The sequence below is a fragment of the Stenotrophomonas sp. STEN063 genome (assembly GCF_056854515.1).
The window spans coordinates 24,801-40,624 of sequence record NZ_JBXFWF010000006.1 but is presented as its reverse complement, the minus strand read 5'-3'; the positions used below and the strand labels follow the sequence as shown (position 1 = coordinate 40,624).

Sequence of the window (15,824 nt, the reverse complement as noted above, 5' to 3'; positions counted from 1 at the left end):
TCCAAGGGCTTTCCATGAACAACGCTGCGCCTGCGCAGCTCACATTCCGCGCGGTGGTTCTTGCCGTCGTGCTGGCTGTGGTGCTGTCTGCCGCCAATGCTTACCTGGGCCTGTTCGCAGGCTTGACCATCGCTACCGCCATTCCGGCCGCCGTCGTCTCGATGGGCGTGCTGCGTCTGCTCGGTGGCGGCACCATCCTTGAAAACAACATCGTCCAGACCGGCGCCTCGGCCGGCTCGTCGATTGCTGCCGGCGTGATCTTCACGATCCCGGCGCTGGTGATCATGGGGTACTGGCCGGACTTCAAGTACTGGTGGGTGCTGGGCATTGCCGGCCTCGGCGGCCTGCTGGGCGTGCTGTTCTCGGTGCCGCTGCGCCGCTCGATGATCGTCGAAGACCCGCTTCCCTTCCCGGAAGGCAAGGCGGCGGCGGAAGTGCTCAAGGCCGGTGAAAACCCGGGCCCGGGCATGAAGATCCTCGGCATCTCGGCTGCCATCGGCGGTCTGGTGAAGCTGGCAGCGGCCTCGGGCCTGCGCATCTTCCCGGATGCCTGGGCGCAGTCGACCTATGTCGGCAGCTCCAAGATCACCGCCTTCATCGGCACCAACCTGTCGCCGGCACTGCTGGGCGTGGGCTACATCGTCGGCTTGAACGTCGGCATCGTGGTGGTGTCCGGCTCGATCCTGTCCTGGCACATCGCCATTCCGCTGTACCAGGCGTTCTTCCTGGGCGGCAACCCGGACCTGGCGGCCTCGCTGGCCAATGCCGGCTCGGCCGAAGCAGCCTTCGCCATCTGGGGTTCGCAGATCCGTTACCTGGGCGTCGGCGCCATGTTGATCGGCGGCGTCTGGACCCTGTTCTCGCTGCGCAAGTCGCTGCTCAATGGCGTCAAGAGTGGTTTCGCCGCTGCCCGCAAGAGCAGTGGCCCGGCGCTGGCCGAGACCGAACGCGACCTGCCGATGAAGTGGATGCTGATCGCGCTGATCGCCTTCACCCTGCCGCTGCTGGGCCTGTACCAGGCCATCGTCGGCCAGTGGCATGTGTCGATCCCGATGACCATCATCATGATCGTCGCCGGCTTCCTGTTCGTGTCGGTGTCGGCTTACCTGGCTGGTCTGATTGGTTCGTCCAACAACCCGGTCTCGGGCATCACCATTTCCACCATCCTGTTCGCCTCGGTGGTGCTGGTGCTGCTGCTGGGCAAGGACGGCCTGATTCCGGTCGGCGTCGGCGGTGCTCCGCTGGGTGCGGTGGCCGCGATCATGATTGGTGCGGTGGTCTGCTGTGCGGCTGCCGTTGGCGGTGACAACCTGCAGGACCTCAAGGCCGGTTATCTGGTCGGTGCAACGCCGTGGAAGCAGCAGCTGATGCTGGGCATCGGCGCGTTCTCCTGCGCCCTGATCATGGCGCCGGTGCTGAACCTGCTCGCCCATGCCTATGGCATCGGCGCACCGACCGCCGAGCACCCGAACTCGCTGGCAGCACCGCAGGCCAACCTGATGGCCTCGGTTGCGCGTGGTCTGTTCGGTGGTGAACTGCCGTGGACGATGATCGCCTTGGGCGCTGGCGTCGGCGCGGTGATCATCGCCATCGACGAATGGCTGAAGAAGACCGGCAAGCGCTTCCGCGTGCCGGTGCTGGCTGCCGCCATCGGTATCTACCTGCCGCTGGAACTGATGGTGCCGATCTTCCTGGGCGGCCTGCTGGCCCACCTGGTCGAGCGTTTCCACAAGCTGCGTGCCGACGACGAAGAAGGCCGTGACCGCGTGCACCGCCCGGGCGTGCTGTTTGCCGCTGGCCTGATTACCGGTGAGGCCTTGATGGGTATCGCCATTGCGGTGCCGATCGTGGTCAGCGGGCAGGGCGACGTGCTGGCACTGCCGCTGGGCGGCTTTGCCGATACCTGGGCAAGCGTGTCGGCCTGGGTGGGTCTGTTCGTGCTGTTCCTGGTTGGCCTGCTGATGTACCGCATCGGCAAGAAGGGCGAGCCGGCGGCGAAGGCCTAAGGGCTGACACTCGACGGATCGCACGGCCTTTCCTTCTTCCGCCTGCGGGGGAACAAAGGGCCTGCCCCCGCGAAGGCGGGGGTGCCTGAAGGGCGGATGGAGCTGCTGTCCTTTCTCCCGCTTGCGGGGGAAGGTGCCCCGAAGGGGCGGATGGGGGGAGCTTTTGATTTTGACTTGGCAGGGGGCTTGGCGCTTTAGAGCCAAAGCCAAAGCACCCCTCCCCAACCCTCCCCTTGGCTTGCGGCCAAAGGGAGGGGGCTCAAACCAAAGCGCTCAAGCCAACGCGCCCTCACCCCAACCCCTCTCCCGTAAACGGGAGAGGGGCTTAGGCAGAAGCGAAGCCGCCTTCGGGCGGCTTTGCTGTTTCCGGCGGTTGTGCGGGCATGACTTCAAGCCTTTGCAGTGGGGTGGGCTGGCCGCCTACCATCGGGGTTTGCCTTTGCCTGGGAGTTGCCCATGAAGCTTCGTCACGCCCTGTTGCCGCTGTGCCTGTTGGCCGCCTTGCCATCACTGGCCAGTGCGCGCGGTTTTGAAGTCCGCGACATGGTCAAGCTGGACCGCGCGTCCGCGCCGCTGCTCAGCGCCAACGGTGCGCAGGTGGTGTTCGCCAAGCGCATCGTCGATGCCGACCTCAAGGCCAGCAGCAGCCTGTGGATCCGTGACCTGCGCACCCGCGACATGGCACCGCCGAAGCAGCTGACCCCGGCTGGCTGGAACGTCAATTCGGCCTCCATCGAAGGCCAGAACGTGTACTTCCTCAGCGCCAAGAACGGCAGCCAGCAGCTGTACGTGATGCCGCTGGCTGGCGGCGAGCCGCGCCAGCTCACCGATTTCGCGCTGGACGTGGACAGCTACCGCATCTCGCCGCAGGGCGACCGCGTGCTGTTCAGCAGCGGCGTGTTCCAGGACTGCGGCTCGGACCTGGCCTGCACCAGCAAGCGTCTTGAGAAGGAAAAGGCCGACAAGAGCAGTGGCCAGGTCTACGACAGCATGTTCGTGCGCCATTGGGATACCTGGGCCGACGGCCGCCGCAACACCTTGTTCGTGGCCCCGTTGCCGGCAGCAGGCGCAGCGGCGGTGAAGGGCGCATCGGCGATCAGTGCGACGCTGGCCGGCGATGCACCGTCCAAGCCGTTCGGCGGCAATGAAGACTTCGTCTGGTCGCCGGATGGCAAGACCGTGGTGGCCAGCATCCGCGTGCAGGGCAGCAAGGAACCGTGGTCGACCAACTTCGATCTGTACAAGCTTGATGCTGCCGGCAAGCAGGCGCCGGTCAACCTGACCGCTGCCAACCCCGCGTGGGACGCCGGCCCGGTGTTCAGCGCCGACGGCAAGACCCTGTTCTACCGCGCGATGAAGCGTCCGGGTTTCGAGGCTGACCGCTTCGGCCTGATGGCGATGGACCTGGCCAGCGGCAAGGTCAATGAGATCGCCGCGCAGTGGGACCGTTCGGCCGATGGCATCACCTTGTCGGCCGACGGCCAGACCATCTACACCACTGCGCAGGACATGGGTGAGCACCCGCTGTTCGCAGTGAACATCGCCAGCGGCGAGCTGACCAAGCTGGTGGGCGAGGGCAGCATCTCCTCCTTCGACATCGCCGGTGATGCGCTGGCCTTCACCCGCAACTCGCTGAAGAGCGGCGACCAGGTGTTCACCAGCAGCACCGCTGCCGGCGCACCGCAGCGTGCCATCACCCAGAGTGCCGGCGAAATGCTGGACGGCGTGAACTTCGGTGACTTCGAGCAGTTCTCGTTCAAGGGCTGGAACGATGAGACCGTGCACGGTTACGTGGTCAAGCCGCACAACTACCAGGAAGGCAAGAAGTACCCGGTGGCCTTCCTGATCCACGGCGGCCCGCAGGGCAGCTTCGGCAATGGCTGGAGCTACCGCTGGAACCCGCAGACCTATGCCGGTCAGGGCTACGCGGTGGTGATGATCGATTTCCACGGTTCCACCGGTTACGGCCAGGCCTTCACAGATGCGATCAGCCAGCATTGGGGTGATCGCCCGCTGGAAGACCTGCAGAAGGGTTGGGCCGCGGCGCAGCAGAAGTACAGCTTCCTCAACGGCGACAAGGCCTGTGCACTGGGCGCCAGCTACGGCGGCTTCATGGTCAACTGGATCGCCGGCAACTGGAACGAGCCGTGGAAGTGCCTGGTGAACCATGACGGTGTGTTCGACCAGCGCGCCATGGGTTATGCGACCGAAGAACTGTGGTTCACCGAGTGGGAGCAGGGCGGTACGCCGTACGACGTGCCGCAGAACTACGAGAAGTTCAACCCGGTCAACCACGTCGCCAACTGGAAGAAGCCGATGCTGGTGGTGCAGGGGCAGCTGGATTACCGCATCCCGGTGGAGCAGGGCCTGGCTACGTTCACCGCACTGCAGCGTCAGGGTATCGAGTCCAAGTTCCTGTACTTCCCGGACGAGAACCACTGGGTGCTGAAGCCGCACAACAGCGTGCAGTGGCATGACACGGTCAATGGCTGGTTGAAGCAGCACATCGGCGAATGATGTTGGGAGAAAGGCATGCGTTGGCATGCCTTTCTTTTTCTGGGAGCGAAGAAGCGCCCCCTTCCGCCCTTCGGGTACCCCTGCCTTCGTGGGGGGGCAGACCCTTTTCTCGGAAGGGTTGGAGAAGGGAGCGGTCAGCGGACATTGTTGCAAGCTCATGGCCCCTCTCCCTCCGGGAGAGGGGTTGGGGTGAGGGCGATGGAGTCGCCGGATCCATACGTTCTGCACGAACCAAGCTTCCTTCATCAGGAAGTTGCGCAAGTGGCAGGTTCTTTCACGTGGGCAAGGGGGCTTGTCCGCAATCACTGCATGCAAGGGGATAGACGATGATGGCAGCCGCAACAGGCGCACTCATCAGCAATGACATCATCGTGTTCGGCCTGATCGCCGCCACCTTGGGCGTTATTTTCTGGACATCGGGCAGCAGCAATCCGCTGCTGAAGAAGTTCTACAGCTTCGTACCCGCGTTGCTGCTGTGTTATTTCATTCCCGGCGTGTACAACACCGTCGGCCTGATCGACGGCGAAACCACCAAGCTCTACAACCCGATCGCGCGCGATGTGTTCCTGCCCGCGGCGCTGGTGTTGCTGACGCTGTCCATCGACCTGAAAGGCATCCTCGGCCTGGGCTGGAAGATGCTGGCGATGTATGTGGCGGCGGTGCTGAGCATCATGCTTGGTGCGGTGGTCGCGTTCCAGATAATGGCCTGGCTGCATCCGGAAACGGTAGCGGGAGCAACCTGGGGGGGCATGGCAGCGCTGGCCGGCAGCTGGATTGGCGGCGGTGCCAACATGCTGGCGATGAAGGAAATCTTCGAAGTCGATGCCACCACCTTCGGCCAGTTCGCGGTGGTGGATGTGGGCGTCGGCTACGTGTGGATGGCGGTGCTGATCTTCTTCGCCTCACGCGCACCGGCCATGGACAAGCGCAGCGGCGCCGATACACGCGCGCTGGATGATCTGCGTGATCGCGTGGCCAGCTACCAGGCACAGCATGCGCGCATTCCTGCGCTGGGCGACCTGATGGTGATGGCTGGTGTGGCCTTCGGTGCGGTCGCACTGGCGCACGGCCTGGCCGCACCGCTGGCCGACTGGTTCGCCGCAAACGTCAGCTGGTCCAGCTCGGTGAGCATGGACAAGCCGTTCGTGTGGGTGGTGATGCTGGCGACCTTCATCGGCCTGGGCCTGAGCTTCACCCGCGTGCGCGAGCTGGAAGGCGTGGGCGCGTCGAAGTGGGGCTCGATGTTCCTGTACTTCCTGATCGCCTGCATCGGCATGCAGATGGATCTGCTGGCGTTGCTGGAGAAACCGTGGTTGTTCGCGCTGGGCGTGCTGTGGATCGGCGTGCACATCGTGCTGCTGTGGCTGGCCGGCAAACTGCTGAAGGTGCCGTTCTTCTATTTCGCCATTGCCTCGCAGAGCAATATCGGCGGGCCGGCTTCGGCGCCGGTGCTGGCGACCGCCTTCCATCCGGCCTTGGCGCCGGTGGGTGTGCTGCTGGGTACCTTGGGTTATGCCGTGGGTACTGGTGCGGCCTACGTGGTGGGGATTACCTTGCGGGCCATGGCTGGGGCTGGGTGAGAAGCGGTGCGCTTTGCGCGCCTTCCCCTCTCCCCAACCCCTCTCCCGGGGGGAGAGGGGCTTCACCGCTGCAGTTGCACATATTGCGAGCGCTCGGGGCGCACTGAGCCCCTCTCCCCCCGGGAGAGGGGTTGGGGAGAGGGGAGGCGTGCAGCGCTGCTTTCGCTGAACAAGACCCCTGTCCGCCACCATGCTAGGCTCCACCCTCCCACGCCACGTAACCAACGTGGCGTTTTTATTTCCCTTCGATCGACAGGAACAGGCCTTATGCCGACCGAACCCAATACTGCGCTCATCACCAATGACATCGTCGGCCTCGGCCTGATCGCTGCCACGTTGGCCCTGATCTTCTGGCTGGCCAGCGGCCCAACCCCGTTCTGGAAGAAGGTCTTCGCCTGGGTGCCGGCATTGCTGCTGTGCTACTTCATACCCGCCATCTACAACACCACCGGCTTGATCGACGGGCACAGCACCAAGCTCTACAACCCTATCGCTCGTGACGTATTGCTGCCGGCGGCGCTGGTCCTGCTGACGCTCTCCATCGACCTGAAAGGCATTGCCAGGCTCGGCCCCAAGTTGCTGGTGATGTTCGTCACCGGCACCGTCGGCATCGTGCTGGGTGCGGCGGTGTCGTTCCAGGTGATGAAGTTCATCCATCCGGAAACCGTGGCCGGTGATACCTGGGCCGGCATGGCGGCGTTGGCCGGCAGCTGGATTGGTGGCGGCGCCAACATGGCGGCCATGCGCGAAACCTTCAACGTCGATGCGACCACGTTTGGTCAGTTCGCAGTCGTGGACGTGGCTTGTGCCAGCCTGTGGATGGCGATGCTGCTGTGGATGGCAGGACGCTCCCAGATCATTGATGCAAAAAACGGTGCAGATACCTCGGCCATTGATGACATGAAGCAGCGCATTGCCGATTACGAGGCCAAGAGCGCGCGTAATCCCAGCCTGACCGATTTGATGGTGATCGTCGGCGTTGGTCTGGGCATTGTTGGTCTGGCGCATGCTCTGGCGACGCCGCTGGCCGCTTGGTTCGATGCCAATGTCAGCTGGGCCAGCAAGGCATCGTTGAACTCTTCGTTTGTGTGGGTGGTGATGCTTTCCACCGTTGCCGGCCTGTTGCTGAGCTTTACCCGTGCACGCAACCTGGAAGCGGCGGGCGCATCGAAGATCGGCACCTTGTTCCTGTATTTCCTGATTGCCTGCATCGGCATGCAGATGGATCTGCTGTCGCTGGCCGATCGCCCCTGGTTGTTCCTGCTCGGTGTGATCTGGATGGGCGTGCATATCGGCCTGCTGTACGTGGTTGGCCGGATGCTGCGCACGCCGCTGTTCTTCTTCGCCATTGGCTCGCAGGGCAATATCGGTGCGGCGGCATCGGCACCAGTGGTGGCAGCTGCATTCCATCCGACGCTGGCGCCGGTGGGCGTGCTGTTGGGCACGGTGGGTTATGCCACCGGCACGGTGATCGCGTACATGACTGGCCTGATGCTGAAGTGGATGGCTGGCGCCTGAGTCTTGGCTTGGGTTGTGGGAGCGGCGTTAGCCGCGAAACCTACAAATCATGCGATTGCGATGATGGCGTGATCTGCAGCAACACCAGCTTCGCGGCTTACGCCGCTCCGACAGATTGGGGCGTATAAACCGCCGCGGCCGAGCATGGCTCGGCACTACAGGGCAGATAGCAAGAAGGCGGCGCCAATGGGGCCCCTTTCTTGCTGTTTGTCTCCGCAGCTTCAGCAGCAGCGGAGGCCGCGGTTTGTGGGAGCGGCGTGAGCCGCGAAGCTATTGCAGCTACAGATGGTGCCGTTGCTGTAATTGCATGATGGTTCGGCTTCGCGGCTTACGCCGCTCCTACAAGGCGGGTTGTCGGTAAGGCCTCTGCCGAGCATGGCTCGGCACTACAGGGCAGCTAGCAAAAAGGCGGCGCCAATGGCGCCGCCTTTCTTCGTTGCTTGTCTCCGCTGTGCTTAGCAGCAGCGGAAGCCGCTCCTGCCGCCGAAGCGGGCTTCCTGACGTTCGCGGAAGAAGGTTTTGTAATCCATGACCTCACGGTCGGGATGCTTCTCGCGCATGTGCCGGACATAGTTGTCGTAGTCCGGCACGCCGCAGCAAAGCCGCGCGGTCTGCACCAGACGCCGCCAGGTGCGGCGGAACGTCTGGTACTGGCCGACGGGGACCAGCTCGGTGCCCATTACAGATCAACCTCGTGCGGCTTCAGTGCCACGTACGGGGTTTCCTTGTCGGTGCGGACCGGCGAGCGACGTGCAGCGGCGATGGTCTTGATCGAGTACACCAGCACCGCGAACACCACGAACAGGAACAGCGCGGTCAGGCCGGTGTTGATGTAGTTGTTCACCATCACCTGGTGCATCTGGTCGAAGTTCTTCGACGGTGCCAGCAATTCGTTGGCGGCAATGGCGTCACGGTACTTGTGCGCCTGGGCCAGGAAGCCCACTGCCGGAACGTCGGAGAAGATCTTGATGAAGCCGGCTGCGGTGGTGCAGATCAGCAGCCAGATGGCCGGGACCAGCGGCACCCAGGCGTACTTGTCCTTCTTCATCTTGAACAGCACCACGGTGCACAGCAGCAGCGCCACGCCGGCCAGCATCTGGTTGGCGATGCCGAACAGCGGCCACAGCATGTTGATGCCGCCGAGCGGATCGGTCACGCCCTGGTACAGGAAGTAACCCCACAGCGCGACGCAGCCACCGGTGGCGATGAAGCTGGCCACCCACGAGTCGGTGCGGCGCAGGGCCGGCACGAAGTTGCCGAGCAGGTCCTGCAGCATGAAGCGGCCCGAACGGGTACCGGCATCGACGGCGGTCAGGATGAACAGGGCTTCGAACAGGATGGCGAAGTGGTACCAGAACGCCATCATGCCTTCACCCGGCAGCACCGCGTGCAGGATCTGCGCGATGCCCACGGCCAGGGTGGGTGCGCCACCGGCGCGCGAGAGGATGGTGGTTTCACCAATCTCCGCCGCGGTTGCGGTGAGCTGGTCCGGGGTGATCGCAAAGCCCCAGTTGGTGACGACCTGGGCGGCGTGCACCACGTCGGTGCCGATGATCGCTGCCGGGCTGTTCATGGCGAAGTAGATGCCCGGCTCGATGATCGAGGCGGCGACCATGGCCATGATGGCCACGAACGATTCCATCAGCATGCCACCGTAGCCGATGTAGGCGGCATGGCCTTCATTGGCCAGCAGCTTGGGCGTGGTGCCCGAGCTGATCAGCGCATGGAAACCCGATACCGCACCACAGGCAATGGTGATGAACAGGAACGGGAACATGCTGCCCTTCCACACCGGGCCGGTGCCGTCGGTGAACTGGGTCAGCGCCGGCATCTTCAGCTCCGGCATCACGATCAGGATACCGATCGCCAGGCCGACAATGGTGCCGATCTTGAGGAAGGTGGACAGGTAGTCACGCGGGGCCAGCAGCAACCACACCGGCAGGACCGCGGCGACGAAGCCGTAGCCGATCAGCATCCAGGTGATCTGGATGCCGGTGAAGGTGAACATCGGGCCCATCACCGGATCAGCGGCAACCTTGCCGCCGTACCAGATCGCCGCGATGAGCAGCACCAGGCCAACGATGGAGATCTCACCGATCTTGCCCGGGCGGATGTAGCGCATGTAGATGCCCATGAACATGGCAATCGGCATTGTCGCGATCACCGTGAACATGCCCCAGGGGCTGCCCTCCAATGCTTTCACCACGATCATCGCCAGCACCGCGAGGATGATGATCATGATCATGAAGACGCCGAACAAGGCGATGGTGCCAGGCACCTGGCCCATTTCCTCACGCACCAGATCGCCCAGTGAGCGGCCGTTGCGACGCGTGGAGATGAACAGGATCATGAAATCCTGCACCGCGCCTGCCAGCACCACGCCGGCTATCAGCCAAAGCGTACCGGGCAGGTAGCCCATCTGTGCAGCAAGCACCGGGCCGACCAGTGGGCCGGCGCCGGCAATGGCGGCGAAGTGGTGGCCGAACAAGACGTGCTTGTTGGTGGGCACATAGTCCAGGCCGTCGTTGTTGATGACCGCCGGCGTTGCACGGGTGGGATCAACCCCCAGCACCTTGTTGGCGATGAACAGGCCGTAGTAGCGGAAGGCCACCAGGTACAGCGAAACCGCTGCCACCACGATCCATAGAGCATTGATGTGTTCGCCGCGGCGTAGCGCCACGACGCCTAGACAGAACGCGCCTATCAGGGACAGCAGCGCCCATCCGGCTTTGGAAAAACCTTTCATCGAGTCGCCTCGCAGGGGAATGCCTGCAAGGGTCTACCCATGCAGGTCGGGGGTCAATGTGCATGGCAGCTGAATTGGATGCGACTTTGGTCTTAGGTCCGTGTCTTGTTGAAGATGACTGGGGGGATGCGTGGTGTTCCGGAAGTAGCCTTGCGGAACAAATGGTTGCAGCTGTGATGATTGGTTTGGTCGACAAGGGCGTCCATTGTCTGTCGCAAGTCCAAGGAGGTTCCTTATGAGTAGCAACGATTCCGCCCGGGTGCTGCGCAGCATCCGCGGCATGCCTACTTCCGACGGTGCCGGTGTGCGCCTGACCCGGGTCATTGGTACGCCATCGCTGCCGGAGCTGGACCCGTTCCTGATGCTGGACGAGTTCGGCACCGAGCGGGCCGAGGATTACATCGCTGGGTTTCCCGACCATCCGCACCGGGGTTTCGAGACGGTGACCTACATGCTCGATGGACGCATGCGTCACAAGGACAACCACGGCAACGAGGGTTTGCTTACCCCCGGCAGCGTTCAGTGGATGACTGCCGGCCGCGGCCTGGTGCATTCGGAGATGCCCGAGCAGGAGTCCGGCCGCATGCGTGGCTTCCAGCTATGGGTGAACCTGCCTGCGCGCGACAAGATGAGCGCGCCGCGCTATCAGGAGTTCGCGCCCGAGCGCATCCCGCAGTTGGCGCCGGCCGAAGGCGTGGGTGTGAAAGTGATTGCTGGCACGGTGGACTCGGTCAGCGGACCGATCCAGCAACCAGCCACTGACCCTGTTTATCTGGACATCGAACTGAGCGCCGGCACTGCCTGGAGTTACCGTTTGCCTGAAGGCCATAACGCCTTCGCCTATGTGTTCGAAGGTGACGTGTCGTTGGGCGAGGGCGAGGCGTCGCACGGGATTGAACTGCAGCAATTGGCGGTGCTGGGTGGTGGCAGCACGCTGCACATGCGTGCCGGTGCCGAGGGCGCGCGTTTGATCGTGGTGGCCGGGCGTCCGCTGCGCGAGCCGGTGGCACGGCATGGGCCGTTCGTGATGAACACCCGTGAGGAATTGATGCAGGCCTTTGTCGACTATCAGGAAGGCCGCTTCTGAACGACGACCGGTCCCGTGCGCGATGCGACGGGACCGGTACCAGTGCCTTGCAACAACAGACCAGAATCAATCGGTTCTTAGTTGCTGCCAGCCAAAGCAGACGGATTGAGGTTCAAGGTCTGGGTCAGGTTCTGCAGGGTGCCCAGCTCGGTGGTGTCGGCGGCGTCGATCCAGATCTGCGCATAGCGGTTCTTGTCCAGCTTGACCACGCTGATGCGGCGCGACTCCAGGCCCGGCAGGTCGCGGCCGCCCATGTCCAGCTTGTACCAATGCATCTCGGTGCCGCCGAACGCGCCTTTTTCCGCGCGCAACGGGCGGTTCAAGGACAGGCCCGGATCACGCCCGCTCAGCATCATGTTGAGGACAGCGCGGCCGTCTTCGGTGGTGGCCTTGCAGACGATGAAATCGCTTTGGGTCTGTTGCTCCCAATGCAGGCCGCTACTGGCTGGCAGGGATGGGCATTGCACTGCCTGCTGGGCGGAAGCGTTGGTGCTGGCTGCGAGCGCCAGCGCGGCAGAAAAAACAAGAACAGTCTTCACTTCGCATTCCCCCATGGAACATCGGCCTGACGGCGCGACGAAGTCGTGTGGATGGTTCTGAAGGCGGTACTGGCTGGTGGGCGGTATCCGTCCCTGTGTACGTGCATCCCCATGCGCGCCAGCCAAGTTGCGACGGTATTACAAAAACCCCGTCACTTGCAAAGTGTCCTTTCCGACAAAGAGAACGGCCCCGCAAGGGGGCCGTTCTGAACAACTGGTAACACTTGAAACCAGTGCTGCGATTTACTTGTCGCTGCCAATCCACTTGTAAGCCATGCCGCCGATGGCCGCACCCAGGATCGGTGCCACCCAGAACAGCCACAGTTGGCTGATCGCACCGGAGCCGGCAAACAGCGCAACGGCGGTGGAGCGGGCCGGGTTGACCGAAGTATTGGTGACCGGAATGCTGATCAGGTGGATCAGCGTCAACGCCAGGCCAATGGCGATCGGCGCGAAGCCGGCCGGGGCACGGCCGTGGGTAGCGCCCATGATCACGACCAGGAACACCGCGGTCAGCACCACTTCGCACAGGAATGCAGCAGCGACGGTGTAGCCGCCGGGAGACAGCGCGCCGTAGCCATTGCTGGCGAACGCGCCCGCCTGGCTGCCATCGATCAGGAAGCTGGCATTGCCCTGGGCGATCTGCAGCAGGATGAAGGCAGCGACGATGCCGCCCAGTACCTGCGCCACGATATACGGCAGCAGATCCTTGGCCGGGAAGCGGCCGCCGGCCCACAGGCCGATGCTCACGGCCGGGTTGAAGTGTGCACCGGAGACATGACCGAAAGCATAGGCACCGGTCAGTACGGTCAGACCGAAGGCAAGCGCAACCCCAACAAAGCCAATACCCAGCGGATTACCGTCACCGCCGAACTTCGCAGCCAGTACCGCGCTGCCGCAGCCGCCCAATACCAACCAGAAGGTGCCGAGGAACTCGGCGGCCAAACGCTTTCCCATGCTCATTGTGTCGTTCCTTTTATGTTCCCCGATTCGGGTGTAGGGAAAGTAACGGAGAAGAGGGGTAGATGCGTAGTGAAATCGTTAACTGTTTCCCGCTTTTGCCTGTAGTGCTTTAGCACTATGCGCGGCTTGCGCCTTGCTGGCTACAGAAAGGAAGCTGGCCGACACGAGGATGCCGCGTTGGTCATGCTGAAAAAGAAGAATCAGCCGGGCAGTGGGATGAACTCCTTGTCATCGCCGGGAATCGTGCCGAAGCGACCGTTCTGCCAATCGTCCTTGGCCTGCTCGATGCGTTCCTTGGAGCTGGAGACGAAGTTCCACCACAGGTGGCGGGGGCCATCCAGCGGTTCGCCCCCCATCAGCATGGCCTTGACGGGGGTCTTGGCGCGCAGACGGCTGTGTGCGCCGGGCTCGGGAATGATCAGGTGCTGGGTAGGTACATCCACCCCATCCAACTGGGCGTCGCCCTCAAGGATGTAGAGCGCGCGCTCTACATGGGAGTTGTCCAGGTCGATCTCGGCGCCCGGCTCCAGGTCGATGGCGACGTTCAAGGTGTCGGCGAACACCTTGACCGGTGATTCCTCTCCGTAGGCGCGGCCGGCGATCACCCGCAGCCAGGCACCGTCGCGGCGCTGCTGTGGCAACTGGTCCGCGGAGAAGTGGAAGAAGCCGGGGTCGGTTTCCTCATGGCTCTTGGGCAGCGCCACCCAGGTCTGCATGCCATGCAGGGCCTGCGCGTGCTCGCGCGCCTCGCCGGGGCTGCGCTCGGAGTGGGCGATGCCACGGCCGGCGGTCATCCAGTTGACGTCGCCGGGGCGGATGATCTGCTCCGACCCCAGGGTATCGCGGTGGCCGATCTGCCCGGCCCACAGGAAGGTGACCGTGGCCAGGCCGATATGCGGGTGTGGACGCACATCGATGCCTTGGCCGGGGCTGAAGATGGCCGGGCCCATATGGTCCACGAATACGAACGAGCCAACGCTGCGCGCCTGCAGCGAGGGAACCGCGCGGCGTACCTGGAAGCCACCAAGGTCGTGGACGCGCGGGCTGATGATGGTGGTCATGGCTGGCTGCTCCGGGGTATTTGAATGTGGGGGCAGGATGGCACGGTGGAAGCGAAGAGGGGGTTGTCGTGCGGGGAATGGATTGTTGTTTTGGTGGGGAGGGTGGGACAGCTTGAAGCGTTACCCCTCCCCAGCCCTCCCCTTCGCTGCGCGAAAGGGAGGGGGCCAGAGCTCGGTTGCGCGCAGGGCTGCTGCTTCGCCCCCTCCCTTTGCCAAAGGCAAGGGGAGGGCTGGGGAGGGGTGAGCTCTTGCTCCTGCTCATTCACCAAACAAACAAAACCAGTCTCCCCTGCAACTACATCGCTCCCATACCCAAACCCCCGACAAAGAACGGATGCCAGCGTGAAGGGGCTACAATCGCTGTCTTACTTCCTCATCCGGAGACCTCCGCAGTGACCCGCAAACTCGTGCTGTTGCGCCATGGCCAGAGCCAGTGGAACCTCGACAACCGCTTCACCGGCTGGGTGGACGTGGACCTCACCGAGCAGGGCCGCCAGGAGGCCGCCAACGCCGGCCGGCTGATGAAGGAAGAAGGCCTGCAGTTCGACGTGGCCCACACCTCGGTGCTGAAGCGTGCCATCCACACCTTGCAGGGTGCACTGGCCGAACTGGGTCAGGATTGGCTGCCGGTCAACAAGTCCTGGCGTTTGAACGAGCGTCATTACGGTGGCCTGCAGGGCCTGGACAAGGCCGAAACCGCCGCCAAGCACGGTGAGGAGCAGGTCAAGGTGTGGCGCCGTTCCTACGACATCCCGCCACCGCCAATGGACCTGGCCGATCCGGGCCATCCGATCCACGACCGCCGCTACGCCGGTCTGGACCGCAATGCGCTGCCGGCCACCGAGTCGCTGGCGACCACGCTGGAACGCGTGCTGCCGTACTGGCACGACGCCATCGCCCCGCAGCTGAAGGAAGGCAAGACCGTGCTGGTCACCGCCCACGGCAACTCGCTGCGCGCGCTGTACAAGTACCTCAACAACGTGAGCAAGGAAGCCATCCTTGAGCTCAACATCCCGACCGGCATCCCGTTGCTGTTCGAATTGAACGATGACCTCACGGTCAAGTCGTTCCGTTACCTGGGCGATCCGGAAGCCGCCAAGAAGGCTGCCGAGGCCGTAGCCAACCAGGGCAAGGCCAAGTAAGCGATACACTGGAAGCAGCACCGCTGTTGCCTGCTCCAGCGGTGAATCACTCAAAGACCGATGCCAACATGCTGGCATCGGTCTTTTTGTTTGCTTTTAGGAGCGGCGTAAGCCGCGAAGCTGGCAATGCTGAAGTTGCAAGCACCGCTGGCATCCGATGATGTCCCGGCTTCGCGGCTTACGCCGCTCCTACAACTATCAGCTCCGCTGCTTCAGCGGTGGCATTGCATCGGGTTGGCGTCACAGCGTGCGTTGTCACGCACGGCCAGGTCCTTGCCGATGTTGTAGCCGCCGTATAGCAGTGCCAGCACCAGCAAGGCCAGGCCAAACACAAGGTTCTCGGTACGGACGCCCGCAGACCTTGGCGCGGCATTGCTGGCGTGCAGGGTGTTGGCTGCCTGGGTAAGAGCCAGATCCCCCGCCGCAACCTCCAGCGCCGCCGCAACCGCCATCCGCGATTCAAGCGAAGCATTGCCTTCGGTTTCCAGCCGTTGCACCGTGCGCGGGCTCAAACCGCAGATGCTGGCCAGGTGTTCCTGCGACCAGCCGCGGGCTTCGCGCAGTAGCCTGATCCGCTTTCCGTCGATCTTCACTGTTTGATCTTCCATGCTGCACTCCTGCCGATGTTAGCCGAGTTGCGAGACTGCCGGGCAACTGCGTTCGAC

The 15,824-nt window shown here is 63.4% G+C and carries 12 protein-coding genes; 6 read left to right on the top strand and 6 right to left on the bottom strand.

All coding sequences use genetic code 11. The features are described from left to right. The first annotated feature begins 14 nt into the window (after window positions 1-14). The 4 genes from AC1VWL_RS03075 (at window position 15) to AC1VWL_RS03060 (ending at window position 7,621) form a co-directional block, all read left to right on the top strand. A complete protein-coding gene (locus tag AC1VWL_RS03075; RefSeq protein ID WP_482985711.1) occupies window positions 15-2,006 on the top strand; it encodes an OPT family oligopeptide transporter in 1,992 nt (663 codons plus the stop codon). A 456-nt stretch (window positions 2,007-2,462) separates the two neighbouring features. Beyond that, window positions 2,463-4,523 carry a S9 family peptidase gene (locus AC1VWL_RS03070; protein WP_482985710.1) on the top strand — a complete coding sequence of 687 codons (2,061 nt, stop codon included), beginning with the start codon at window positions 2,463-2,465 and terminating at the stop codon, window positions 4,521-4,523. A gap of 329 nt (window positions 4,524-4,852) precedes the next feature. Then, on the top strand, window positions 4,853-6,103 hold the full coding sequence (locus AC1VWL_RS03065) for a DUF819 family protein (RefSeq protein ID WP_481615405.1): 1,251 nt from the start codon (window positions 4,853-4,855) through the stop codon (window positions 6,101-6,103). Window positions 6,104-6,370: 267 nt separating this feature from the next. After that, the gene (locus AC1VWL_RS03060) at window positions 6,371-7,621 is read left to right on the top strand and encodes a DUF819 family protein (RefSeq protein ID WP_481615404.1); all 1,251 of its coding nucleotides are present in this window, start codon (window positions 6,371-6,373) and stop codon (window positions 7,619-7,621) included. Between the two features lie 455 nt (window positions 7,622-8,076). Here the strand turns inward: AC1VWL_RS03060 and AC1VWL_RS03055 are convergent, their stop codons facing one another. Next, window positions 8,077-8,301 (bottom strand): YbdD/YjiX family protein, encoded by a 225-nt coding sequence (locus tag AC1VWL_RS03055; RefSeq protein ID WP_057626620.1) that lies wholly within the window; start codon window positions 8,299-8,301, stop codon window positions 8,077-8,079. Then, window positions 8,301-10,367, bottom strand: coding sequence for a carbon starvation CstA family protein (locus AC1VWL_RS03050; RefSeq protein ID WP_482985709.1), 2,067 nt, complete (start codon window positions 10,365-10,367; stop codon window positions 8,301-8,303). The genes AC1VWL_RS03055 and AC1VWL_RS03050 overlap by 1 nt, the downstream gene beginning before the upstream one ends. A 235-nt stretch (window positions 10,368-10,602) precedes the next feature. Here AC1VWL_RS03050 and AC1VWL_RS03045 point away from each other — a divergent pair, with 235 nt between their 5' ends. Beyond that, on the top strand, window positions 10,603-11,454 hold the full coding sequence (locus tag AC1VWL_RS03045; RefSeq protein ID WP_482985708.1) for a pirin family protein: 852 nt from the start codon (window positions 10,603-10,605) through the stop codon (window positions 11,452-11,454). A gap of 77 nt (window positions 11,455-11,531) precedes the next feature. Here the strand turns inward: AC1VWL_RS03045 and AC1VWL_RS03040 are convergent, their stop codons facing one another. The 3 genes from AC1VWL_RS03040 to AC1VWL_RS03030 form a co-directional block, all read right to left on the bottom strand. After that, window positions 11,532-12,008 (bottom strand): hypothetical protein, encoded by a 477-nt coding sequence (locus AC1VWL_RS03040; protein ID WP_482985707.1) that lies wholly within the window; start codon window positions 12,006-12,008, stop codon window positions 11,532-11,534. A 228-nt stretch (window positions 12,009-12,236) separates the two neighbouring features. Continuing rightward, window positions 12,237-12,956 (bottom strand): aquaporin Z, encoded by a 720-nt coding sequence (gene aqpZ, locus AC1VWL_RS03035; RefSeq protein ID WP_482985706.1) that lies wholly within the window; start codon window positions 12,954-12,956, stop codon window positions 12,237-12,239. Between the two features lie 200 nt (window positions 12,957-13,156). After that, window positions 13,157-14,017: a pirin family protein gene (locus AC1VWL_RS03030; protein ID WP_482985705.1), complete on the bottom strand. Its 861-nt coding sequence runs from the start codon at window positions 14,015-14,017 to the stop codon at window positions 13,157-13,159. 392 nt (window positions 14,018-14,409) lie between these two features. Here AC1VWL_RS03030 and gpmA point away from each other — a divergent pair, with 392 nt between their 5' ends. Further along, the gene (gene gpmA / locus AC1VWL_RS03025; protein ID WP_482985704.1) at window positions 14,410-15,159 is read left to right on the top strand and encodes a 2,3-diphosphoglycerate-dependent phosphoglycerate mutase; all 750 of its coding nucleotides are present in this window, start codon (window positions 14,410-14,412) and stop codon (window positions 15,157-15,159) included. Between the two features lie 212 nt (window positions 15,160-15,371). On the opposite strand, the gene AC1VWL_RS03020 is transcribed toward gpmA, so the two are convergent. After that, window positions 15,372-15,767: a helix-turn-helix domain-containing protein gene (locus AC1VWL_RS03020; RefSeq protein ID WP_481614627.1), complete on the bottom strand. Its 396-nt coding sequence runs from the start codon at window positions 15,765-15,767 to the stop codon at window positions 15,372-15,374. Between the last annotated feature and the right edge of the window lie 57 nt (window positions 15,768-15,824).

What these genes read in the sequence shown, in the direction of transcription:
- AC1VWL_RS03075 (WP_482985711.1), top strand. Translation starts at nt 15, where the DNA reads ATGAACAACGCTGCGCCTGCGCAGCTCACATTCCGCGCGGTGGTTCTT.
- AC1VWL_RS03070 (WP_482985710.1), top strand. Translation starts at nt 2,463, where the DNA reads ATGAAGCTTCGTCACGCCCTGTTGCCGCTGTGCCTGTTGGCCGCCTTG.
- AC1VWL_RS03065 (WP_481615405.1), top strand. Translation starts at nt 4,853, where the DNA reads ATGGCAGCCGCAACAGGCGCACTCATCAGCAATGACATCATCGTGTTC.
- AC1VWL_RS03060 (WP_481615404.1), top strand. Translation starts at nt 6,371, where the DNA reads ATGCCGACCGAACCCAATACTGCGCTCATCACCAATGACATCGTCGGC.
- AC1VWL_RS03055 (WP_057626620.1), bottom strand. Translation starts at nt 8,301, where the DNA reads ATGGGCACCGAGCTGGTCCCCGTCGGCCAGTACCAGACGTTCCGCCGC.
- AC1VWL_RS03050 (WP_482985709.1), bottom strand. Translation starts at nt 10,367, where the DNA reads ATGAAAGGTTTTTCCAAAGCCGGATGGGCGCTGCTGTCCCTGATAGGC.
- AC1VWL_RS03045 (WP_482985708.1), top strand. Translation starts at nt 10,603, where the DNA reads ATGAGTAGCAACGATTCCGCCCGGGTGCTGCGCAGCATCCGCGGCATG.
- AC1VWL_RS03040 (WP_482985707.1), bottom strand. Translation starts at nt 12,008, where the DNA reads ATGGGGGAATGCGAAGTGAAGACTGTTCTTGTTTTTTCTGCCGCGCTG.
- aqpZ (WP_482985706.1), bottom strand. Translation starts at nt 12,956, where the DNA reads ATGAGCATGGGAAAGCGTTTGGCCGCCGAGTTCCTCGGCACCTTCTGG.
- AC1VWL_RS03030 (WP_482985705.1), bottom strand. Translation starts at nt 14,017, where the DNA reads ATGACCACCATCATCAGCCCGCGCGTCCACGACCTTGGTGGCTTCCAG.
- AC1VWL_RS03020 (WP_481614627.1), bottom strand. Translation starts at nt 15,767, where the DNA reads ATGGAAGATCAAACAGTGAAGATCGACGGAAAGCGGATCAGGCTACTG.